Source organism: Sphaerochaeta sp. UBA5849, assembly GCA_002432715.1.
GTDB lineage: Bacteria > Spirochaetota > Spirochaetia > Sphaerochaetales > Sphaerochaetaceae > Sphaerochaeta.
In genome coordinates this window covers 26992-43120 of record DJGJ01000052.1, presented here as the reverse complement: position 1 = coordinate 43120, position 16129 = coordinate 26992, and the positions used below count along the sequence as shown (strand labels likewise).

At 47.0% G+C, this 16129-nt stretch carries 13 protein-coding genes; 2 read left to right on the top strand and 11 right to left on the bottom strand.

Going from position 1 to position 16129, the window contains the following annotated elements; translation table 11 throughout:
* The 4 genes from B3K89_RS09230 to radC form a co-directional block, all read right to left on the bottom strand.
* On the bottom strand, window positions 1-222 hold a 222-nt coding region (locus B3K89_RS09230), incomplete at its 3' end, for a hypothetical protein (protein ID WP_345907312.1).
* Between the two features lie 511 nt (window positions 223-733).
* Window positions 734-2500: a hypothetical protein gene (locus B3K89_RS09225; RefSeq protein ID WP_345907311.1), complete on the bottom strand. Its 1767-nt coding sequence runs from the start codon at window positions 2498-2500 to the stop codon at window positions 734-736.
* Complete coding sequence (locus B3K89_RS09220; protein WP_345907310.1) at window positions 2500-4071, bottom strand: hypothetical protein; 1572 nt, start codon at window positions 4069-4071, stop codon at window positions 2500-2502. Before B3K89_RS09220 ends, B3K89_RS09225 begins: the two co-directional genes overlap by 1 nt.
* 578 nt (window positions 4072-4649) lie before the next feature.
* Window positions 4650-5333 carry a RadC family protein gene (gene radC, locus B3K89_RS09215; protein WP_293909441.1) on the bottom strand — a complete coding sequence of 228 codons (684 nt, stop codon included), beginning with the start codon at window positions 5331-5333 and terminating at the stop codon, window positions 4650-4652.
* 68 nt (window positions 5334-5401) lie between these two features.
* On the opposite strand from radC, the gene B3K89_RS09210 reads away from it, so the two are divergent.
* The gene (locus tag B3K89_RS09210) at window positions 5402-5845 is read left to right on the top strand and encodes a MerR family transcriptional regulator (protein WP_293909439.1); all 444 of its coding nucleotides are present in this window, start codon (window positions 5402-5404) and stop codon (window positions 5843-5845) included.
* Here B3K89_RS09210 and B3K89_RS09205 read toward each other — a convergent pair.
* From B3K89_RS09205 to B3K89_RS09185, 5 genes are all read right to left on the bottom strand, one after another.
* Entirely contained in the window at window positions 5832-6638 is an 807-nt protein-coding gene (locus B3K89_RS09205) for a sugar phosphate isomerase/epimerase family protein (RefSeq protein ID WP_293909437.1), read from the bottom strand. The two genes, B3K89_RS09210 and B3K89_RS09205, sit on opposite strands and share 14 nt — an antisense overlap.
* A complete protein-coding gene (locus B3K89_RS09200) occupies window positions 6635-7975 on the bottom strand; it encodes an ABC transporter substrate-binding protein (protein ID WP_345907309.1) in 1341 nt (446 codons plus the stop codon). Before B3K89_RS09200 ends, B3K89_RS09205 begins: the two co-directional genes overlap by 4 nt.
* Before the next feature lie 2 nt (window positions 7976-7977).
* A complete protein-coding gene (locus tag B3K89_RS09195; protein WP_345907308.1) occupies window positions 7978-8784 on the bottom strand; it encodes a carbohydrate ABC transporter permease in 807 nt (268 codons plus the stop codon).
* Window positions 8781-9647 (bottom strand): sugar ABC transporter permease, encoded by an 867-nt coding sequence (locus tag B3K89_RS09190; protein ID WP_345907307.1) that lies wholly within the window; start codon window positions 9645-9647, stop codon window positions 8781-8783. The genes B3K89_RS09195 and B3K89_RS09190 overlap by 4 nt, the downstream gene beginning before the upstream one ends.
* Before the next feature lie 171 nt (window positions 9648-9818).
* Window positions 9819-11477: a hypothetical protein gene (locus tag B3K89_RS09185; RefSeq protein ID WP_345907306.1), complete on the bottom strand. Its 1659-nt coding sequence runs from the start codon at window positions 11475-11477 to the stop codon at window positions 9819-9821.
* Between the two features lie 109 nt (window positions 11478-11586).
* Between B3K89_RS09185 and B3K89_RS09180 the strand changes: the two genes are divergently transcribed.
* The gene (locus tag B3K89_RS09180; protein WP_293909424.1) at window positions 11587-13323 is read left to right on the top strand and encodes a hypothetical protein; all 1737 of its coding nucleotides are present in this window, start codon (window positions 11587-11589) and stop codon (window positions 13321-13323) included.
* On the opposite strand, the gene B3K89_RS09175 is transcribed toward B3K89_RS09180, so the two are convergent.
* The gene (locus B3K89_RS09175; RefSeq protein WP_345907305.1) at window positions 13320-14738 is read right to left on the bottom strand and encodes a sodium:glutamate symporter; all 1419 of its coding nucleotides are present in this window, start codon (window positions 14736-14738) and stop codon (window positions 13320-13322) included. The genes B3K89_RS09180 and B3K89_RS09175 overlap by 4 nt on opposite strands.
* Window positions 14735-15826: a lysophospholipid acyltransferase family protein gene (locus tag B3K89_RS09170; protein WP_345907304.1), complete on the bottom strand. Its 1092-nt coding sequence runs from the start codon at window positions 15824-15826 to the stop codon at window positions 14735-14737. The genes B3K89_RS09175 and B3K89_RS09170 overlap by 4 nt, the downstream gene beginning before the upstream one ends.
* Between the last annotated feature and the right edge of the window lie 303 nt (window positions 15827-16129).

The following is a 16129-nucleotide window of genomic DNA, read 5'->3' as shown; positions in this document are numbered from 1 at the left end:
GGTGAACCGCCGCCGGCAATCCATGCACCTGAACATCTGCTTGCCGCCCTTTGTGATCCTCGGGTGGATTGCTCCACATTTTGGGCAACGCTCGAACAGGAATCCTTCAGCAACGGCGGTTTCCTTGTCATAGCAGTCGAGTATTTCGGCAATCTTGCTGAGAATGAACTCAGGAATCCCTTTCATCCGCTCGACAAGTGCATCTGCTGTCATGTAGGCCATATCTCTTGCCTCCTGATGACAGTCTATTGCATCAGGGGTGATACAGAGTGTCACAGTCACTAATTCTTAAAAACAGCCTACTTTTTTAGGGGCTCAGGGGGTTACACAATTTAATTTTTGGCACAACTTGAAAATTACGTGAAATTGGTCCCAGATTCTATGGCTATCAGCCAAGAAATGACAATAAGAATGCCAGCTCAAGCTTCTTCAGGCTCAGATTGGTCTTTAATCACATCCAATGGGCGTTTCATGCTGTAGTGGGTGTTCACGCTGAACTTGTTTCTTTGTTTATCAAAGATGACATTGGTCCTGAGCCTTCTCATCTCTTGGACCCGTTCGAAACAGGCTTTATCAATTATCTCGGGGTGATTGTTCTCAGTTCTTGAGACCTGGTCGGGGCTGTTCTATTGGCGTCAGGCGGAGACAACCCCCCGGGAGTTAAATTCGGTCGACTCTAACACAAGTTTTAATATCCTGACTAAAACACCATATAATGACGGCCAAACCCCACTCATAGACTGGCAGTTACAGCTCCCAACTCTTTCAGATATGTAATAGTCCAAGACTGGACAGTATCGTCCTTATTAGGTTTGGACAAATCAGCAAAGATATCGCGAATCTCAATTTCATTCTTGATTGGATTGAAAACGAAGGTGCTACCAAAACTAACCATTACACCTACAGCTAGACCTGCTGCCATACTGATCGGCCCTCCCCAAGATCCGCCTATTACTCCTGCTGTAAGATTACTTACCAAAGTACTGAGAAAATAAATGGGGACATTCATAGCTGCATTGAAACCAATATCAGCAAGGGTTTGGTTCAAACTGTATGTTCCATTGTAGTAATTATAAAAAGCAAAGCCCGAGTCAACTAGCAAATCCACACCGAATCCCAAGGTAATCGGTGCATTTTTACTCATCACCCGAGCAAACTTGTTTGATGAAGATATCAATTTTCCTTTAATAAGACTTCCGCTCATATCAGAAAGCTTGCTTGCCGCCATACTAAACCCGACTATACCAGCAGATACTCCAACTTCTTGCCAATTGATATCTGAAAGTGATTTGTTCAGAATCATCTGACCCAAGATACTTATGGAGAAACCCAAAGCCGCACCTTCCAGGCCTCCAATGGTTACCTGTCGGGCGGTCATTTGTCGTGATGCATTCCTAAGTTTTATACGAGTACCATCATCCAGATCGCTGAATTCAACTGTTGAGATCTTCCGCCACTCAGAGTCTGAAAAATCCAATGATGTAATTGGAGTATTTGGGTTTAATCCCAGTTTTCTATTCAAGGCTTCAATGTTTGCTTTTGGTTTAAACATTTTCCTTGCAATGGTTTTATCGATGTCAGAATTCATTAAACGAATTTTCTCTGTAGTAGTCAAATCAGAATAAAACGAAGAATCCGCTAGAGCATAAGTTGAAATTACAGCCGCTTGATAACTTGATGAATCAACAATTTTTTCAAGCATCTGAGATGGAAATCTATTTGAATCTAGAAGTTCATAATCATCGACCCCATTCTTTGTAACTACCACATAGGTCTCTTGTATCAATCCTTGGGCACTATCTGGTACATACTTGACGACCCTTCGTTTATAGAGATTGTGATCTGAAAAATCTTGAATTGTATTCTTTGTTGACCTGGTTTGACCAATTCTTACATCTGGATCGGTATATTCCTGAGCTCGGTCATAGAAATATATTCTGTCATCTCCATTCTTTGTAAAGTAAAACGCTTCTTTATCAATAGCAAATTTTGAAGATATAAGGTTTTCTTTAGGAACTTGGTGAACAACCTCGATTTCATTCAATCCATCAAGCTGTATAATTTCATCGTATTTTGCAAGTATTGAACGCTCGATTCTTCTCTGAACCCAGGTTTGCGACATTTGCTTGTCATCTGAAGTCATACCTAGACTTTGTTTCACTGATCGAGTCCCCATTTTGGTCTCGACAATAAGCACGTCCTCAACATAACCACTGGAATTGAACTTCATGAAAAAATGATCCAAACCTTGGCTACCAGTTCTAGGAGTTACTGAAGTCCATCCTGTTCGAGTTAATCGATCAAGATAATCCATTTGTGTAGAGTACTCCCCCACAACACCTTTCAGTGCATTAAATGATCTACTTGAAACAGGAGTCATCACACTAACAGGGTACTTTAATGCAGCAGTGCCATTCAGCTGAAAGAAGAAATCAGGCATTGCTCCAAGGTTGAATATTACAAATATACATAGAAAAATGGATGTAAGCTGCTTTTTCATTAGACTTCACCAAGGGCCTTATATGCTTTTATATATTTCTTAATCAACTCAGATTCTTTTATCGCTGATTTATCTGGAGCCGCATCCTGAAGCAACGCATCGTATGCAGTTTTGATGCGTGGAATCAATAATGATGGATTAATCTCGAAGAATCCATTTTCGTATAGCTTTTCCAGTTTTTGAGGGGTCCTAGCCGCATCCACTTCTTCCTTCAGAATAACAATTCGATCACTCGTCCAAATTTGGTAGTTAATAAATTGCTGATTATAGATTGCTTGAGAAATCTCCCTCATCAAGTTTTCTATCGTAGAGCGCTCTTCAGTTGATACATCTGACTTAAGCGATGCCATGGCTTGCGAATATTGAATCTGTAAGTTCATAAATTCAGATTCCAGTTGGGATAAAGTCTCAGAGGTTATCTTTTGAGCCAGATCATAGAGAATCCTACATTTTGACAAAATTTTATCTATTAATATCTTATCAAACCTACCAGCTAGAGATTGTTCCATCCTCGATATTTCTTGCTGCCAACCTGTAATCGTATAGTTATATGTTCGATCCAGACTCAAATCTCGAACAAGAAACCCAAGAATAGCTTCGTTTCTTGCTACTTCAGATGCTTTATAAAGGATCTCAAAATCTTGATTACTAAGTTGATCCAATATCCTTTTGTTATCAACCGCAATTCTATACAAATTAAACAAGGAGTAAATATTTTCAGCTGAAGCAATGTCAAATTGGATTTCTTGGGATGGATCATTGAGAGCACTATAGCTCTCCATCAGCAACACATAACGTTGTTCAAACTCTTCTTTGTTAAAGGTTTTTGAACTCCAGTAAGAAAAAAAGGCGTCCTTGGCAGCTTTCCACTTAGCCAAACTCTCATCCGTTTGGTTCCCTATCTCTAAATCCTCAGGTTGCAGAAAACTATTTCCATTTAACAACCCATATATTGGAAACAATCCTTCGATAGCATCAGTAGCCATCTGTAACATTGCAGATTCCGTGATATTGGAAAGATTCCAATATTCTTCATAGGAGGCTCCTACTGAATCAAGGAAATTGATATATGCCTCATAATATGCGATGTTTGTTGGATCATGATATATAGAATTAAGATAATAGTATTTCTTTTTAGATGCATCAGTTAAATTTGACGTCGCAAGCTTATAGGACTCTTCTGCAATTGCTTCAGGTGATTCTGAATTATCCAGCCCCTCATAATATTCTTTAAAAAGACTCACATTCTGGTCTAAAGTCTTTACACTTGCATTCAATTCATCGACAACGCTATCAAGTGCCTGGAAATCTATCATGATGCTTTGATCCTCAGACCTTATCTGTTTGAGATTAGTCTCTACAGTATTTTTAAATACAGTTAACTCAGCTTCGATTGAATCAGTAATGTTTTGCAAATTCTGAATGTTTGTTTTGATATCAGCCTGATTCGCTAGTGTAGTAGATAACTTGTCTTTGTTAATTTGAGCTAAGATACCAAAGCAAGAAAGAACGCCAACAAGAATTACAACAATAAAAATCACGCTGATTTTCTTATAGTCTTGCTCAGTCATTTAAGGCCCCCCATTAATATTCACAGCAAGAAACTTTGGAAACAGCAATACTTATTATGCAAAGAACAGGATGTTCATTCTAGATGCTTATTCGCATACCCTAAGTCAATAACTATTCCAAACTGGTCAACATAATCCTACTCCTTAGTTTCCTTTACCGAAAGTAATATTTTCATTGCTTATTTTCGAAAACCTGTGCTTGTATACGATAAAAGGGCACAAATCGAACAAGGAACTATCGGTACCATGAAGGAAATCCACATCCTCCACAGGAAGGATAAATTGATACCTCCAGTTAACGATTTCCTGAAACATGCTACCAGGTGTGATTATCCATAAAATCCTCTTCTCTGTTCGCTATGCGTACGTTTCAGTACACACTTTCTTGCGGACAGGAATACGATTTGGAGACACTTTTTCAGTGACTATGACCATACCGGTTTACAACACCGTCCAGCCTTATAGTCCACCTCATATAGCTTGTTTTTAGATAAGAAGAAAACCAGATGCAACCCCCACTTGAAAAGAGGTGGTTTTATGGCTACGCAGGGGTTGCGCCTGGTACAAAGCTCTTCCTTCTAGAACAGATTCCCCTCCAGCATCGACAGAAACCCTTCCTCTCCGAAAATGAGATGGTCCAGGATCCTGATGCCCAGCAAGTCCCCTGCCTGCCTGAGCCTCCTGGTCACATCCTTGTCCTCCATGCTCGGCTCAAGATTGCCGCTGGGGTGGTTGTGGGCTACCACGATGGCGGTTGCTCGTTGTCTCACTGCCTCCGTGAAGACCTCCCTGGGATGAACCAACGTCCTGTTCACCAACCCAACCGAGCAGACATTGACCGACAGTACCTCATGGGCGCCATTAAGACAGATGCTTAGGAAGTGCTCCTGCATTCTTGAAGCATAGTGCTGGATGAGCGGATAGATTTCAGAGGGCGTCGAAATCTGGCGCCGCTTGGGAGGCAGCCGCCTCCTGCCCAACTCCAAAGCAGCTGCAATCAACGTCGCCTTGGCTGTCCCGAGGCCGGGGATGTTCATAAGCTCATCGTTGCTTACGACAGCTTTTCGATCCAGCAGCTCCATCACATCTTTTGCGATGGCATTCACCGTCCGTTCCTTATTCCCGCTCCCGATGAGGATGGCCAGCAGTTCCTGGTCGCTGAGAGCTTCTGCACCGCGCAGGAGCATTCTTTCCCTTGGCCTATCACAAACCGCCATTTCCTTGATTTTCTGTTCCGTTGGATGACTAAAAAGGTATTTCATATACAGCTAAGGCAAAGAAGGTGCCACTTTGCTTGAGCCCTCATGCAAAGTTGTGGTACAAAGCATATATGCAACAAACGTATCGTATCGGAGAACTGGCAAGAAAGTGCAACGTGACCGTCCGCACCATCAGGTACTACGAGTCACTCGGTCTTTTGAAGACCAACCATCGCAGCGATGGAGGGCAGCGCTATTATACCGATGCCGATGTTGTGTACCTGAATCGAATCGCAGAACTGAAGGAACTGGACTTCTCACTCAGCGAAATCAGGACCATCATCCTGATGGGCAGCGAGGACGCTACCGGACAGAAGCGGAGAAACGAGCTGCTTCGTCAGTACCGTAGCAAGCTCAGTGAAGCCTTGGAACGGCAGGCTGCCATCGAAAAACGTGTGGGAGACCTCTCCTGGCACATCCAACAGCTTGAGACCAACGACGATTTCCAACAATGCCCCGGCTTGATGTGCAAGAGTTGCACCTTCAAGGACCGCTGCCGGTTCAGAGAGCTCTAGAAAGCAAGTACTCTCCGACAACCCGAGCCTGCCTCAGGGCTTGGAGCTTCAGATCCAAGGGAAGATGTTGGTTGAAAAACATGCACTCGAAGGTCAAATCGCCATTGTACTTGATCTCGGTCAAAGCCCTGATAACCGCATCCCAATCAATGGTCCCGTAAAAGGGGAGCAGGTGCTCATCCTCTTTCCCCTTGTTGTCGGCAATATGGGTTGCCACCAAGTATCTGCCCATCAGGTGGATATCCTGTGCAAGGTCATGACCTCTTTGGTGGGCATGACCCGTGTCGTAGCAGATGCCGACAGAGGGGGAGCCGAAAGCCTCTGTCATTTCTATAAGCTCTGTGACTTCGGTCATTTCGTCATCGGCATTCAGATTCTCAAAGGCCAAGATGATGTTTTTCTCTTCAGCTTCGTGAACATAGCGTTCATATGCTTGCAAATTTTGCTCAACACCGCCTTTGGTGGGATGAACCACCAAAATCGGTATACCCAGATTATGGCATACCTCCAGCGAGCGGAGAAGCAGCTCTTCAAGGATATGCCCATCGTTACTATAGGGCGCATGAGCTTGGTTGAACGTCAGGGCATGTTGGCCCTTCAAATCCTTCAGCCTTCCCACATACTGTTTCCACCCGCTGCCGGCAAGACTCCCGTTGGGATTGAGCATTTCGCACAGGTTCAAGTCCAGCACCCTGAAGCCCTCCTTGGCATAGAGACCAAGGAGGTGGACCATCTCGGTTTTGCTTCCATCACGGTTGAAGCTTATCAGGTTGGTGCTCGTCGCGATTCTCACTCCTGCTGCATCCTCTGAAATTCGGCAAAGTAGCTGTTGATCTCAGTTTCGAGCTCCTTGCTGGTCTGCTCAGGACTCTTGTTTTCAGTCAGCATCTTGAGAATGCCGCTCTGGAAAGCATAATAAATCTGATAGGCACTGGGGACCCAGAGGCCCTGCAGCTTCGGATTGCTGTCCAGCAACTGCTTTATTGCAACCCCGTAGTGGGGATTGGCCTCTAGATGAGCCTGGAACTCGGGCATTGTATACGTGTCACGGTGAACCGGGAAATAGCCGGTTGCGATGTGCCAGGCGTACTGCTGCTTTGCACTGGTTGCAAACTTTACAAACTCCCAGGCTGCGCTTTCATTATGTGAGCCGTTATTCAAGGCATAGATGGCTCCACCACCGACATTCACCCCTCCGGTAGCCTTTTCATCGACCATTGGGAAGGGAGCGACCCCGACCTCGAATCTATCACCCACCATCGAATGGATGGTGGTCAGATTGCTTGTGGATGCAACAATCATGACGACCCTGCCGCTGGCAAACGCCCCATTGAGGTCACTGGTAAGATTCTCCAAGGAACCTGTTGCATAGAGTGCCTTCCACTTGGTGAGGAAGTTGACCATCGTACCGTTTTCGTGGAACAGCACCTTGGTGGGATTGCCGGTATGGCCGTTCTCAAAATCGGTAATGTAGGAGAGTCCGTTCTGCTGGCCAAGCCACACCATCAACTCATACGTGGTAGGTACATTGGCAAAGCCGTAGCGAATTACCTTTCCCTTGTCGTCGGTCTTCTTGAGTTTCGTCGCCACTTCCGCCAAATCATCGAGGGTTCGGGGAGGGGTGGTAATTCCAACCTCATCGAAGGCAGTTTTATTGTAGTAGAGCAGAATCGTTGAGCTGTTGAACGGCATGGCGATCATTTCCTGCTTGTAGGTGATGGAAAGCCGTGCCGCTTCCATAATCTGTGAAAGGTCATACCCGTCGGCTTTTGCCAAGTCTTCCATGGCGATCAAGTTGGGGTTGTCACGGATGTCAAGGACGGCAGACCCATCAAGCTGAACCAGATCGGGTAGGTCGCTGGTATCGGAAGACTGCCAAATAGCTTTTGCCTTGGTCAGTACATCGTTGGCTTTTCCTTGGTAGACAGCTTGGACTTGGATGTTCTTCTCTTTGCCGACGGTGTTGTTGAAATCATCAACGAGTGTTTCAGCGGCTTTGCCGGCAAGGCCGCTGTTTGAATGCCACCAGGTGATGGTTGTTACCGCATCACGTTGGGTTTCTGTTTGACCAAGGGCGGCCAGACTCTGGGTAGCCAAGAGGACTAGTACTACGATGATCAATCGTTTCATGGTTATCTCCCTGCAAAGCGTGTACTCACGCTGGTTTGGATTGGTTTATGCATCGCAATGAAGGCGATGAGAATCGGGGTTATCAACAAGGTTATAGCGGCAAACTGAGGGCCATAGTCGAGATTCTCAGAGAACCCGAGCATGGTCAGACCCACCTGGACTGTTCTCATGCTCTCCTTGTTGGTGACCAACAAAGGCCAGAGGTAGTCATTGAAAATGGTACTGAAACTATGGATGGCCAGCGTGATCACCACAGCCTTGCTGATGGGAATCAAGAGGGTGGTAAGAAAGCGGACATCGCTGCAACCTTCGATGAGTGCGGCTTCCCGGTACTCGCTGCTCACAGTCTTGAAATATTGGCGCAACATGAAAATATGGGTGGGTGCAAGCAGCGTGGTGCTTATGATTCCCACATAGGTGTCGGTCAGCCTCAGCGATCTGATGGTCGAATAATTGGCTAGCAGGAGCGCATCCGAAGGAAGGAGCATGGTTGCCACAATCAATACAAACAATACATCCCGTCCCTTGAAGGTGAAGAAGGAGAAGGTATATGCGGCGAGAATGCTGATGACCATTCTCAGTGCTGTACCCAAGGATGCCGTTACCAAGGAGTTTGCCAAGAACTGCTCGAGGTTCGACTCCTTGAAAGCCCGGTAATAGTTCTCAAGCGTGGGATGTGAAGGCAAAAGCCTCGCCGGAATACTGGTGAAGTCGGTATAGGTGAAGAACGAGGCGCTGATGGAGTAGAAAATGGGGAAGACTACTATCAGCGAAAAGACTGTTGCAACGAGGGCTGTTACTTTTTTCATTGGTAGTACACCCTCCTTCGTTCCAAGTGGAGCAATAAAAGCAGGACAGTAAAGGTAAGAAGAAACACCACCGTGGCAATTGCCGATCCCATGGCGTAGTTTCCGCTCTTGAAACCTTCCAGGTACATTTGATAGACCAAGGTCTGGGTGGAACGGAAGGGTCCGCCCTCGGTGAGAATCAAAACCGGGGAAGAGATGAGCATCGCATCCTTGATATTGGTCATCAGCACAAAGACAAACGTTGGAGCGATGAGGGGGGCTTGGAGATACCGAAATACTTGGAAGCCGTTCGCCCCTTCAATCGTGGCTACTTCATGCAGTTCCGAAGGAACGTTTCGCAATGCGGCTTGCAGCAACAGGAAGTTGAGTCCGATATCCAGGTAGACTCCGGCGATAACCAGCAGGGCCATGGCAGCCCTCTTGTCATTGAACCACTGGATATCGGTATTGAACAGCTGGTTTATGATGCCGATGGATGGGTTGAACATCATTTTCAGAATCATCATGGAGCTGGAAAGTCCGACTGCCATGGGCAGGAAGAAAAACACTTGATTGAGCGTAGCCAACCTGCCTTTTCTATTGGAGAGCAGGGCGGCCCCCAGACATACGATCAGATTGGTGGGAACGAAATACAGGGTGAATCGAAGAGTGTTTGATAAGCTTGCTTGGAAGGATTGGTTGGCGAACAACCGCTGATAATTCTCCAGCCCTACAAAGGAGAGTCTTTGGCCTTGAAGGGAGACTGTATGAAGGCTGTTGAGCAAGGTAAGGATGAAGGGACGATATGCAAACACCACCGCAAGAGCGAGTGCGGGCAGTATAAGCACATACGGTTTGATCAGCGAGGCGGTTTTTTTCTTCATCGGTAGTATGGTCCCGTGCAGATACTACCGCCTTTGTTGATGGAAGGGCAAGTCGAACAAGGACCTAATTATTGTATTTAGAAAGAAATACCTAACGTAGCAAAAGAGTGCGTCAGCTTTTTCTATCAGAAAGCTGACGCTCACTTTCCTAGGGTGAGGTTTATCGGAATCCTAGAAACGAATCTTCATGCCCATGACCAACTGCAGATCACTTGCCTCAGCTGCATACGTTTTTGTAGGTCTTTGATAGATACGCCTTCCGATCCAGTTTGCCTGGGCATACAGGACAAGATTCTTCCAATCGGTATAGCAGGTTCCCGCAAGCCCGACGATAAGGCGTTCGGTGATGTTGTCTCCTGAGGGTGAGGGGCCGTTTACATTGGGAGAATCAGTATTGGTATCCGGGTTCTTGTGATGCGGTTTATCATAGGTCAGCTCCCCCTGCCGATGGATGGTCACCGAGCCTTCGGCAGAAAAGAGGTTGGGTCTATAATACGAGAGCTTTGTCTGCAGGACCTGGCTGTCGGAACCATATGAATAGCCCAAGTAGTCGATGATGACGGGGTCTCCGTCATCATGCTTCATAAGATCTCTGGCAACCAGAAAGTCGACTTTTTCTCTTCGGTACATGGCAGGGTCTACTGATACAACTTCGGCCAGTGCCGTCCAATACCCCTTGTCTTGGCTCCAAGCGTAGGTGAGGCCTCCCAAGTATGCCATGGCATTTGCCATTTCCGCTCCCTCAGAAGAGAGCTGGTATTGGTCGAGGGCAAACTGTCCATGGAGGGACAAGCCCTTTGCAAGAGCAATGTCAGCCTCAATGCTTGCTATGGAGTTGACTTGGTCTGGGTTGTAAATATTGTGATAGATATAGGTGGGATCGAGGTACTGGGGGGAAAGGTTGTCGGCATTTGCCATAATGTTCTCAGAGATGGAGAAGCGTGCCCAACCAAGAGGCCTGAACTCGATGCGGTGGCCTAAGAATACTCGGCTTCCTGCATTTGAAGTACTGAGGTCTGGGAAGAAAAGATAGAGCAGCTGCACCTTGGTGTTCTGGCTGAAGAAGGAGGCTGAAAGGCTGGTATGGTTGGAGATGTGATTTCCAATGACCAAGTTGCCACTGCCCCCCTGCCCCCAGGAGAGAGGGCCTCTGCCCAGGCTTATCGCATACCAGGGTCCTGCATACGTCAACTGACTGTGTCTGGGAAAGTCTGGTTCCAAGGTCTTGTCTGCTGTGGGTATATTGGTGTTGAAGATACGTCGATACAGATAAGCCGAAGTAACAAGCGTGGCTGATCCTTGGTTGAGTATTGCTCCAATACCATACGTTTCCAAGTTTTTTTCTATATCCTTATACTTCGCAGTATATCCTCCCACGCCTGCCTGCAGCGAAGTCTCTAAAAGGAAGGACTTGCTGAATTGCAGCGAAACGCTGAAGTCTAAGAGAGGTTGTCTCTCATCGTAGCTGTATATCCAATCATCAAAGGTCTTGAAGTCGGTACTGTTGGTGTGGGTGTAGGCTTCCAGGGCCAGTGTTGGAGTTACTTTGGCGGAGAAGTTGTCAGTCTTGTTTGTTTGAATTCTCTGCCATGCTTGCTCTTTCAGTTCCTGGTAAGGACTTTGTTGGGGAAGCATGTTCAATATTTGAACAGCTTCGTTGGTATTCCAAGGACGGGATGCAGAGGGGAGGGGAATGCCATGAAGACGATACAGGAGGTCGATCTCCTGATAGATTGGAGAATCGAGAGGGATTTGGGACGGGGAATATGAGCCAAAGAGCAAGCTGGCTGAAATTACCAATAGTACTATGAAACACGTGCGAACCTTCATTTTGGAGTCCTCTTTACAAGGTGTGCTTGTGTGTACTGTAGAGCATGAGAGGCAAAATGAAAAGGTTCCCTGCTTTTCAGAAACTACTATATATGGAATACTCCTCAGTATGAACATACCACAAGATTGGGAAAGCCGATGTGATCTCTACGATACACAATATGAAGTGATTGTCTCGATGTTTGAAGATTATGCGTCCAAATTGGATGTGGATGCATTGGTATCATTCCTTATGGAGAAAGAACCGGACAATAAAGCGTACAGGTATGGCATTCTTGACCAATACATAATTAGCCAGACGATGGGGAATGCAGACCAACTGAGAAGACTATTGCAGAACAACGATACTGTGCTGCCTCCACAGACCCGGCAGGTGCTATCCCATTGGGCGCTTAAACCTGGGTTCTTCCTTGCTTTCAGGATAGTTGAAAGGAAGAAACCGGAATTGTTTGAGATTGCAGATCTGCTGACAGATACCCACTACTTGTTTTGCTCCCCAAGCTTGGAGATGTTGCAGGAGAGACGCGAGAGCCGTAATGTCACGTATGTGACCCTGATGTTGGACAACGGGCTTTGCCTGCAGTGTGCCGGGCTGATCCATTACAACTCATTGCAAGCCGATGATATTGTTTTTACCTGCCGAATGTTCGATGCTGATCTGTATGCCAAGGATGGCTTGGATGGGGTTTTGAAAGAGTATCCACAGGCTTTATACTATTGGGATTACCTTTCTTTCATTCCTTCGATTACCACGCAGGGTAAAGAGATGCTGATTCACATGGCATATGTGGATGAGCTTAGCTATGACTTCCAATCACCGTTCTGGTCGATTCAATCAAAGGATGGTGCAACGCAATACATTCTTGAAGAAGCCGATGAAGATATGGTTGAGAAGTATGGACCTTCTGACTTGCTAGAGCACCCGGAGTTGCTCAATTTTCGCATATTCCAACTGAAGCAGCATTGGTTGATTTTTGCCTTCGCAGCGGATGCTTTTTCCTTGCTCTGCCGGATTGTCGGCCATCCTGACACAGAGCCTTTGTATCGGCTTTCCGTCCCCTTGGTCATGAACCTGGAACAGGATTATCCAATGCCTTGGGATCCCTTCAAGCTGGCTGGAGACGAAAAAGAGGTGGAACCTGCGGACAAAAAGGAAATTGACGCCTTGAACAAGGTGATGGCCAAGTACATCGAGGCACTCAATTCTGGAAAACAGTTCGAAATTGAAAAAGAAGCACATAAAGCAGGTGTTGATGTTGAGCTGGTGGAGGAGTTTATTGCCCAGCTGCACAAGACCATGGCCAAATACTCCTATAACGTGCCCGAGGAAGAGAAGCAGTACGAGCTTGATGGATGGCCGGTACCGCCGGGCTCCCAGCGAAAAGGTTTTGGCGATGACTTGTATGATTCCTCGCGTTTCCTGCTTCAGGAGCCTGAAGAGTTGATTGAGAGATTTCATGGCTACACGCAGGACCGCTATCTGCAGGAGGTGGAAGAGGAAGGTCTCTTTGGTTTTCTTGAGGATCGTGCACTTGAGGAATTCGAGGATGAAACCCTCGGCTACATGAGTCTGAATATGTTGCTGTGGATCCTGTTGCATCTGAGCGACAGACCTGTCCTGGTACGCTCCATCGCTTTAGAAATCTTCAAGCTCTTTCCCCTGTTCTTCCGTACTTACGAATTTGATGAATATGTTGAACTGTTGAGCAGGGTGGTATTCAAATGCTTTATCCAAACCTCGTTGTGCAGTGTTGCCGAGCGGCCAAGAGGGGAGAAACGAACGAGAGGCCTGTATACGATACAAGCCACCCCGATGTTGAAGGCACTGATTTCACCAATTCACTAATCGGTATAGAACAAGTTCCCTACCTTGGCAAATGAACGTTTTTTTGCGATCAGGAGGTAGGAGACGAAGGATGCCAACAGATAGAATGCACTGATGCCGATTGCCAAGGTGAACAGCATTGAATTGTTTCTGGTGACGCTGAAAGCCGGCAGGTTGATACTCAGAATAATGGGTATGGCCAGGAGGAATACGATACCTACCGAGTAGAGGTAGTCGGTTGCCACCGGAGTTTCGAACTCCTGGTCGACCACCCTCAGCAGAGCCAGACCGGTGGGAAGCGTGCCGGTTGCGGTTCCATAGATGACGAGCATTCGGAAGAATTTATGGTCATCGTAGATGCGTGAGCAGTACCAAGGCAGAATGACGAGGGTGATGAACATACCGGTGAGAGTAAGAATGAGAATTGGAAGCCAGTAGCCTTGTACGGTAACCAAGGAGATGGCACCGAGACTTGAGGCGACCGTCAGGTCGACCGACAACCCGCTGATGCGGTTGCACGTTGCATTGTCTATCGTGGTTTCCACCTTGAAAAACCGCATGATCATCTTCACTCCCAAGGCACAGAAAGCGCTGAAAATGAAGTTTATGCCCCAAAGGCTCTCTGCAAGATCGGCTCCCAAAGGGCCGATGAGGTTGAGCAGGAATGTCAAGCCGGTGAGAAAACCCCAGCTGATCAAGTAGGTGGCCATGACCAAGGCAATATGGTAGGTCAACGAATCAAGCGACTCGCCATCGGTGGAAAGATAGGAGCCTACGGGCCGTTCGTAATCGAGGCGGCTGAAAAACCCGGTCCGTACACTCTTGTTGTTGATGCGCTGTGCATGTTCCTTGCCGATCCAGCCTCGTTTGAGACCTTGGTTTATGAGAACCACACCGCCGAAACTGCCAATCAGAAATCCGATGGCAGCCATCGTCAATCCTACTGAGGAAGCTCCCCTGAAACCCATTTGCTCCCACCCCATGCCGATGGAATAAGCTTGTCCGGGTCCGAGCTCAAAGCCGAGGGGGAGGGTGAAACCGAAGGCAGGATTGAGCGTTGGCTTGAAGGTGGCGATCATCAGGGCAGTCATCAACAAACCGAAAAAGCATTGCAGACCGTACTGGCCCATTACCGCAGTGACATTGGCCGCCAGCGTCCGTTTCGCCTTCCCATCCTGTTTTTGCTTGCCGGTCACCCTGAGCAACATGGAGATGAAGGAAATGTTGAGCAGATGGTAGACTATTTCGCCGAGAAAGTCATTTCTCAGCCCCCAATGCGGAGCAACAAAGTTATAGAATACCAACAGGATGATTCCTGAAATGATCGAGGCCGGGATCAAGAACCGTTGGAAGAATCGAATTCTCGCTCTCAGTAGTGCTGCAAACAGCAGCGAGAATGAGATGATGCCGATGTGGTAGAAAAAGTTCCAGTTCATGCTTGGTCTCCCTCAGTACTCGTTCGTTTTGCTTGATACATCTCCACGTACTTGAGTATGCATCCTCGTTTGAAGATTCTGATTCTGTAGAGCGTATTGTCGTGGTAAAGTTCCACGGTATTCTTGGCGTTGATGATCATCGATTGGATGGATTCAAATGCCAAGAACATGTCACGCCCGGTTTCCGACTTGATTCGGATTCCCTCTTGATCCATCTGCAGGGTAAAGCGCTTCTCCAGGGTGACGAGTTTTTTGGCATCGCCGGTTTGCAGGAGTACCCCTCTGTCCGGCGGGAACGTAAGCGAAGAGCTTTGCGGCAAGGTAATATACTCTCGTTCCCAAGCATGCCAGAAGGCAATGTCATCGAAGTGATGGGTGCCTTGGGTTGTATGCAGCTTGTCATAGGGGTCCAGTGATGCAAAGTTGCAGTGTGTGCAGGTTATGGTAATGCCTTTGCTGACTATCGTGCTGGCTTGCTTGCACTCAGGGCAGAGATAGAGCACCTGTTCAACACCTTCGGCAGCACGCTTGGATACATACGGAAGATGGTTTTTCTCCTGCCAATCACGATAGGAATAGCCGATATCGGCAAGCAGCCGTTCATAGAGTTCCGTTACCGACATCTCCCTGATATGGTCGGGCATAATCGGGGGGAGAACCCGCAGGAACACATTGCCTTTTCGTTTCTTGTCCGCCCATCGGGGCTTGAGCCCATAGAAGCCCTCGAGGTGCATGACAACAATAGGTACTTTGAACATGCGAACCAGCTTGGCGATCGCTTGGTCGAATCCCACCGGTTCCCCATCCCATGTGCGGGTTCCTTCAGGGAAAAGTCCTACGATGTCACCGCTTTTGAGCGCATCCCCGATTGCGCGGATTGTGAAAAAGTCGTTGCGTCCCTGTTGTTTGGAGATGGCTCCGATCCACCGTTCCAGCATGGGTCTGAGTGCGAAGAGCTTGAAGAGGTACGCTCCTGCTACCCATCGGATATGTACAGGGGAGGCCGAGCTGATAAGAAAAGAATCCAAGGTGTGGACGTGGTTGCCAATCACCAGAAATGGTGGCTGCAGTTCGGAAAGCTGTTGCATACCAACGAGTTCTACATGATTCCGTTTCAGAAGATAAGCACCATACGTTGGCTGAGCAATCCGTATAAACAATGGTTTTTTGGACAGTATCCTCATCTATGTATAAATACTATACATTCAGTGGGAGGTTGTCCATCAACAAGCGTTTGAAAGATGTGAATAATCTGTGAAAAGAACATGTATTACTCCACCATCACCAGCTTGCACCCAAGGGCATAAGACTTGTTTTCAGGTCCTGAATAGTGTTGGTTGTAAGGTATAGGTGTTGAAACTTTACCAATTTTTGCTGAAGCAATTTTCTTT

What these genes read in the sequence shown, in the direction of transcription:
- B3K89_RS09200 (WP_345907309.1), bottom strand. Translation starts at nt 7,975, where the DNA reads ATGAAACGATTGATCATCGTAGTACTAGTCCTCTTGGCTACCCAGAGT.
- B3K89_RS09195 (WP_345907308.1), bottom strand. Translation starts at nt 8,784, where the DNA reads ATGAAAAAAGTAACAGCCCTCGTTGCAACAGTCTTTTCGCTGATAGTA.
- B3K89_RS09190 (WP_345907307.1), bottom strand. Translation starts at nt 9,647, where the DNA reads ATGAAGAAAAAAACCGCCTCGCTGATCAAACCGTATGTGCTTATACTG.
- B3K89_RS09185 (WP_345907306.1), bottom strand. Translation starts at nt 11,477, where the DNA reads ATGAAGGTTCGCACGTGTTTCATAGTACTATTGGTAATTTCAGCCAGC.
- B3K89_RS09180 (WP_293909424.1), top strand. Translation starts at nt 11,587, where the DNA reads ATGAACATACCACAAGATTGGGAAAGCCGATGTGATCTCTACGATACA.
- B3K89_RS09175 (WP_345907305.1), bottom strand. Translation starts at nt 14,738, where the DNA reads ATGAACTGGAACTTTTTCTACCACATCGGCATCATCTCATTCTCGCTG.
- B3K89_RS09170 (WP_345907304.1), bottom strand. Translation starts at nt 15,826, where the DNA reads ATGCAACAGCTTTCCGAACTGCAGCCACCATTTCTGGTGATTGGCAAC.
- B3K89_RS09210 (WP_293909439.1), top strand. Translation starts at nt 5,402, where the DNA reads ATGCAACAAACGTATCGTATCGGAGAACTGGCAAGAAAGTGCAACGTG.
- radC (WP_293909441.1), bottom strand. Translation starts at nt 5,333, where the DNA reads ATGAAATACCTTTTTAGTCATCCAACGGAACAGAAAATCAAGGAAATG.
- B3K89_RS09220 (WP_345907310.1), bottom strand. Translation starts at nt 4,071, where the DNA reads ATGACTGAGCAAGACTATAAGAAAATCAGCGTGATTTTTATTGTTGTA.
- B3K89_RS09225 (WP_345907311.1), bottom strand. Translation starts at nt 2,500, where the DNA reads ATGAAAAAGCAGCTTACATCCATTTTTCTATGTATATTTGTAATATTC.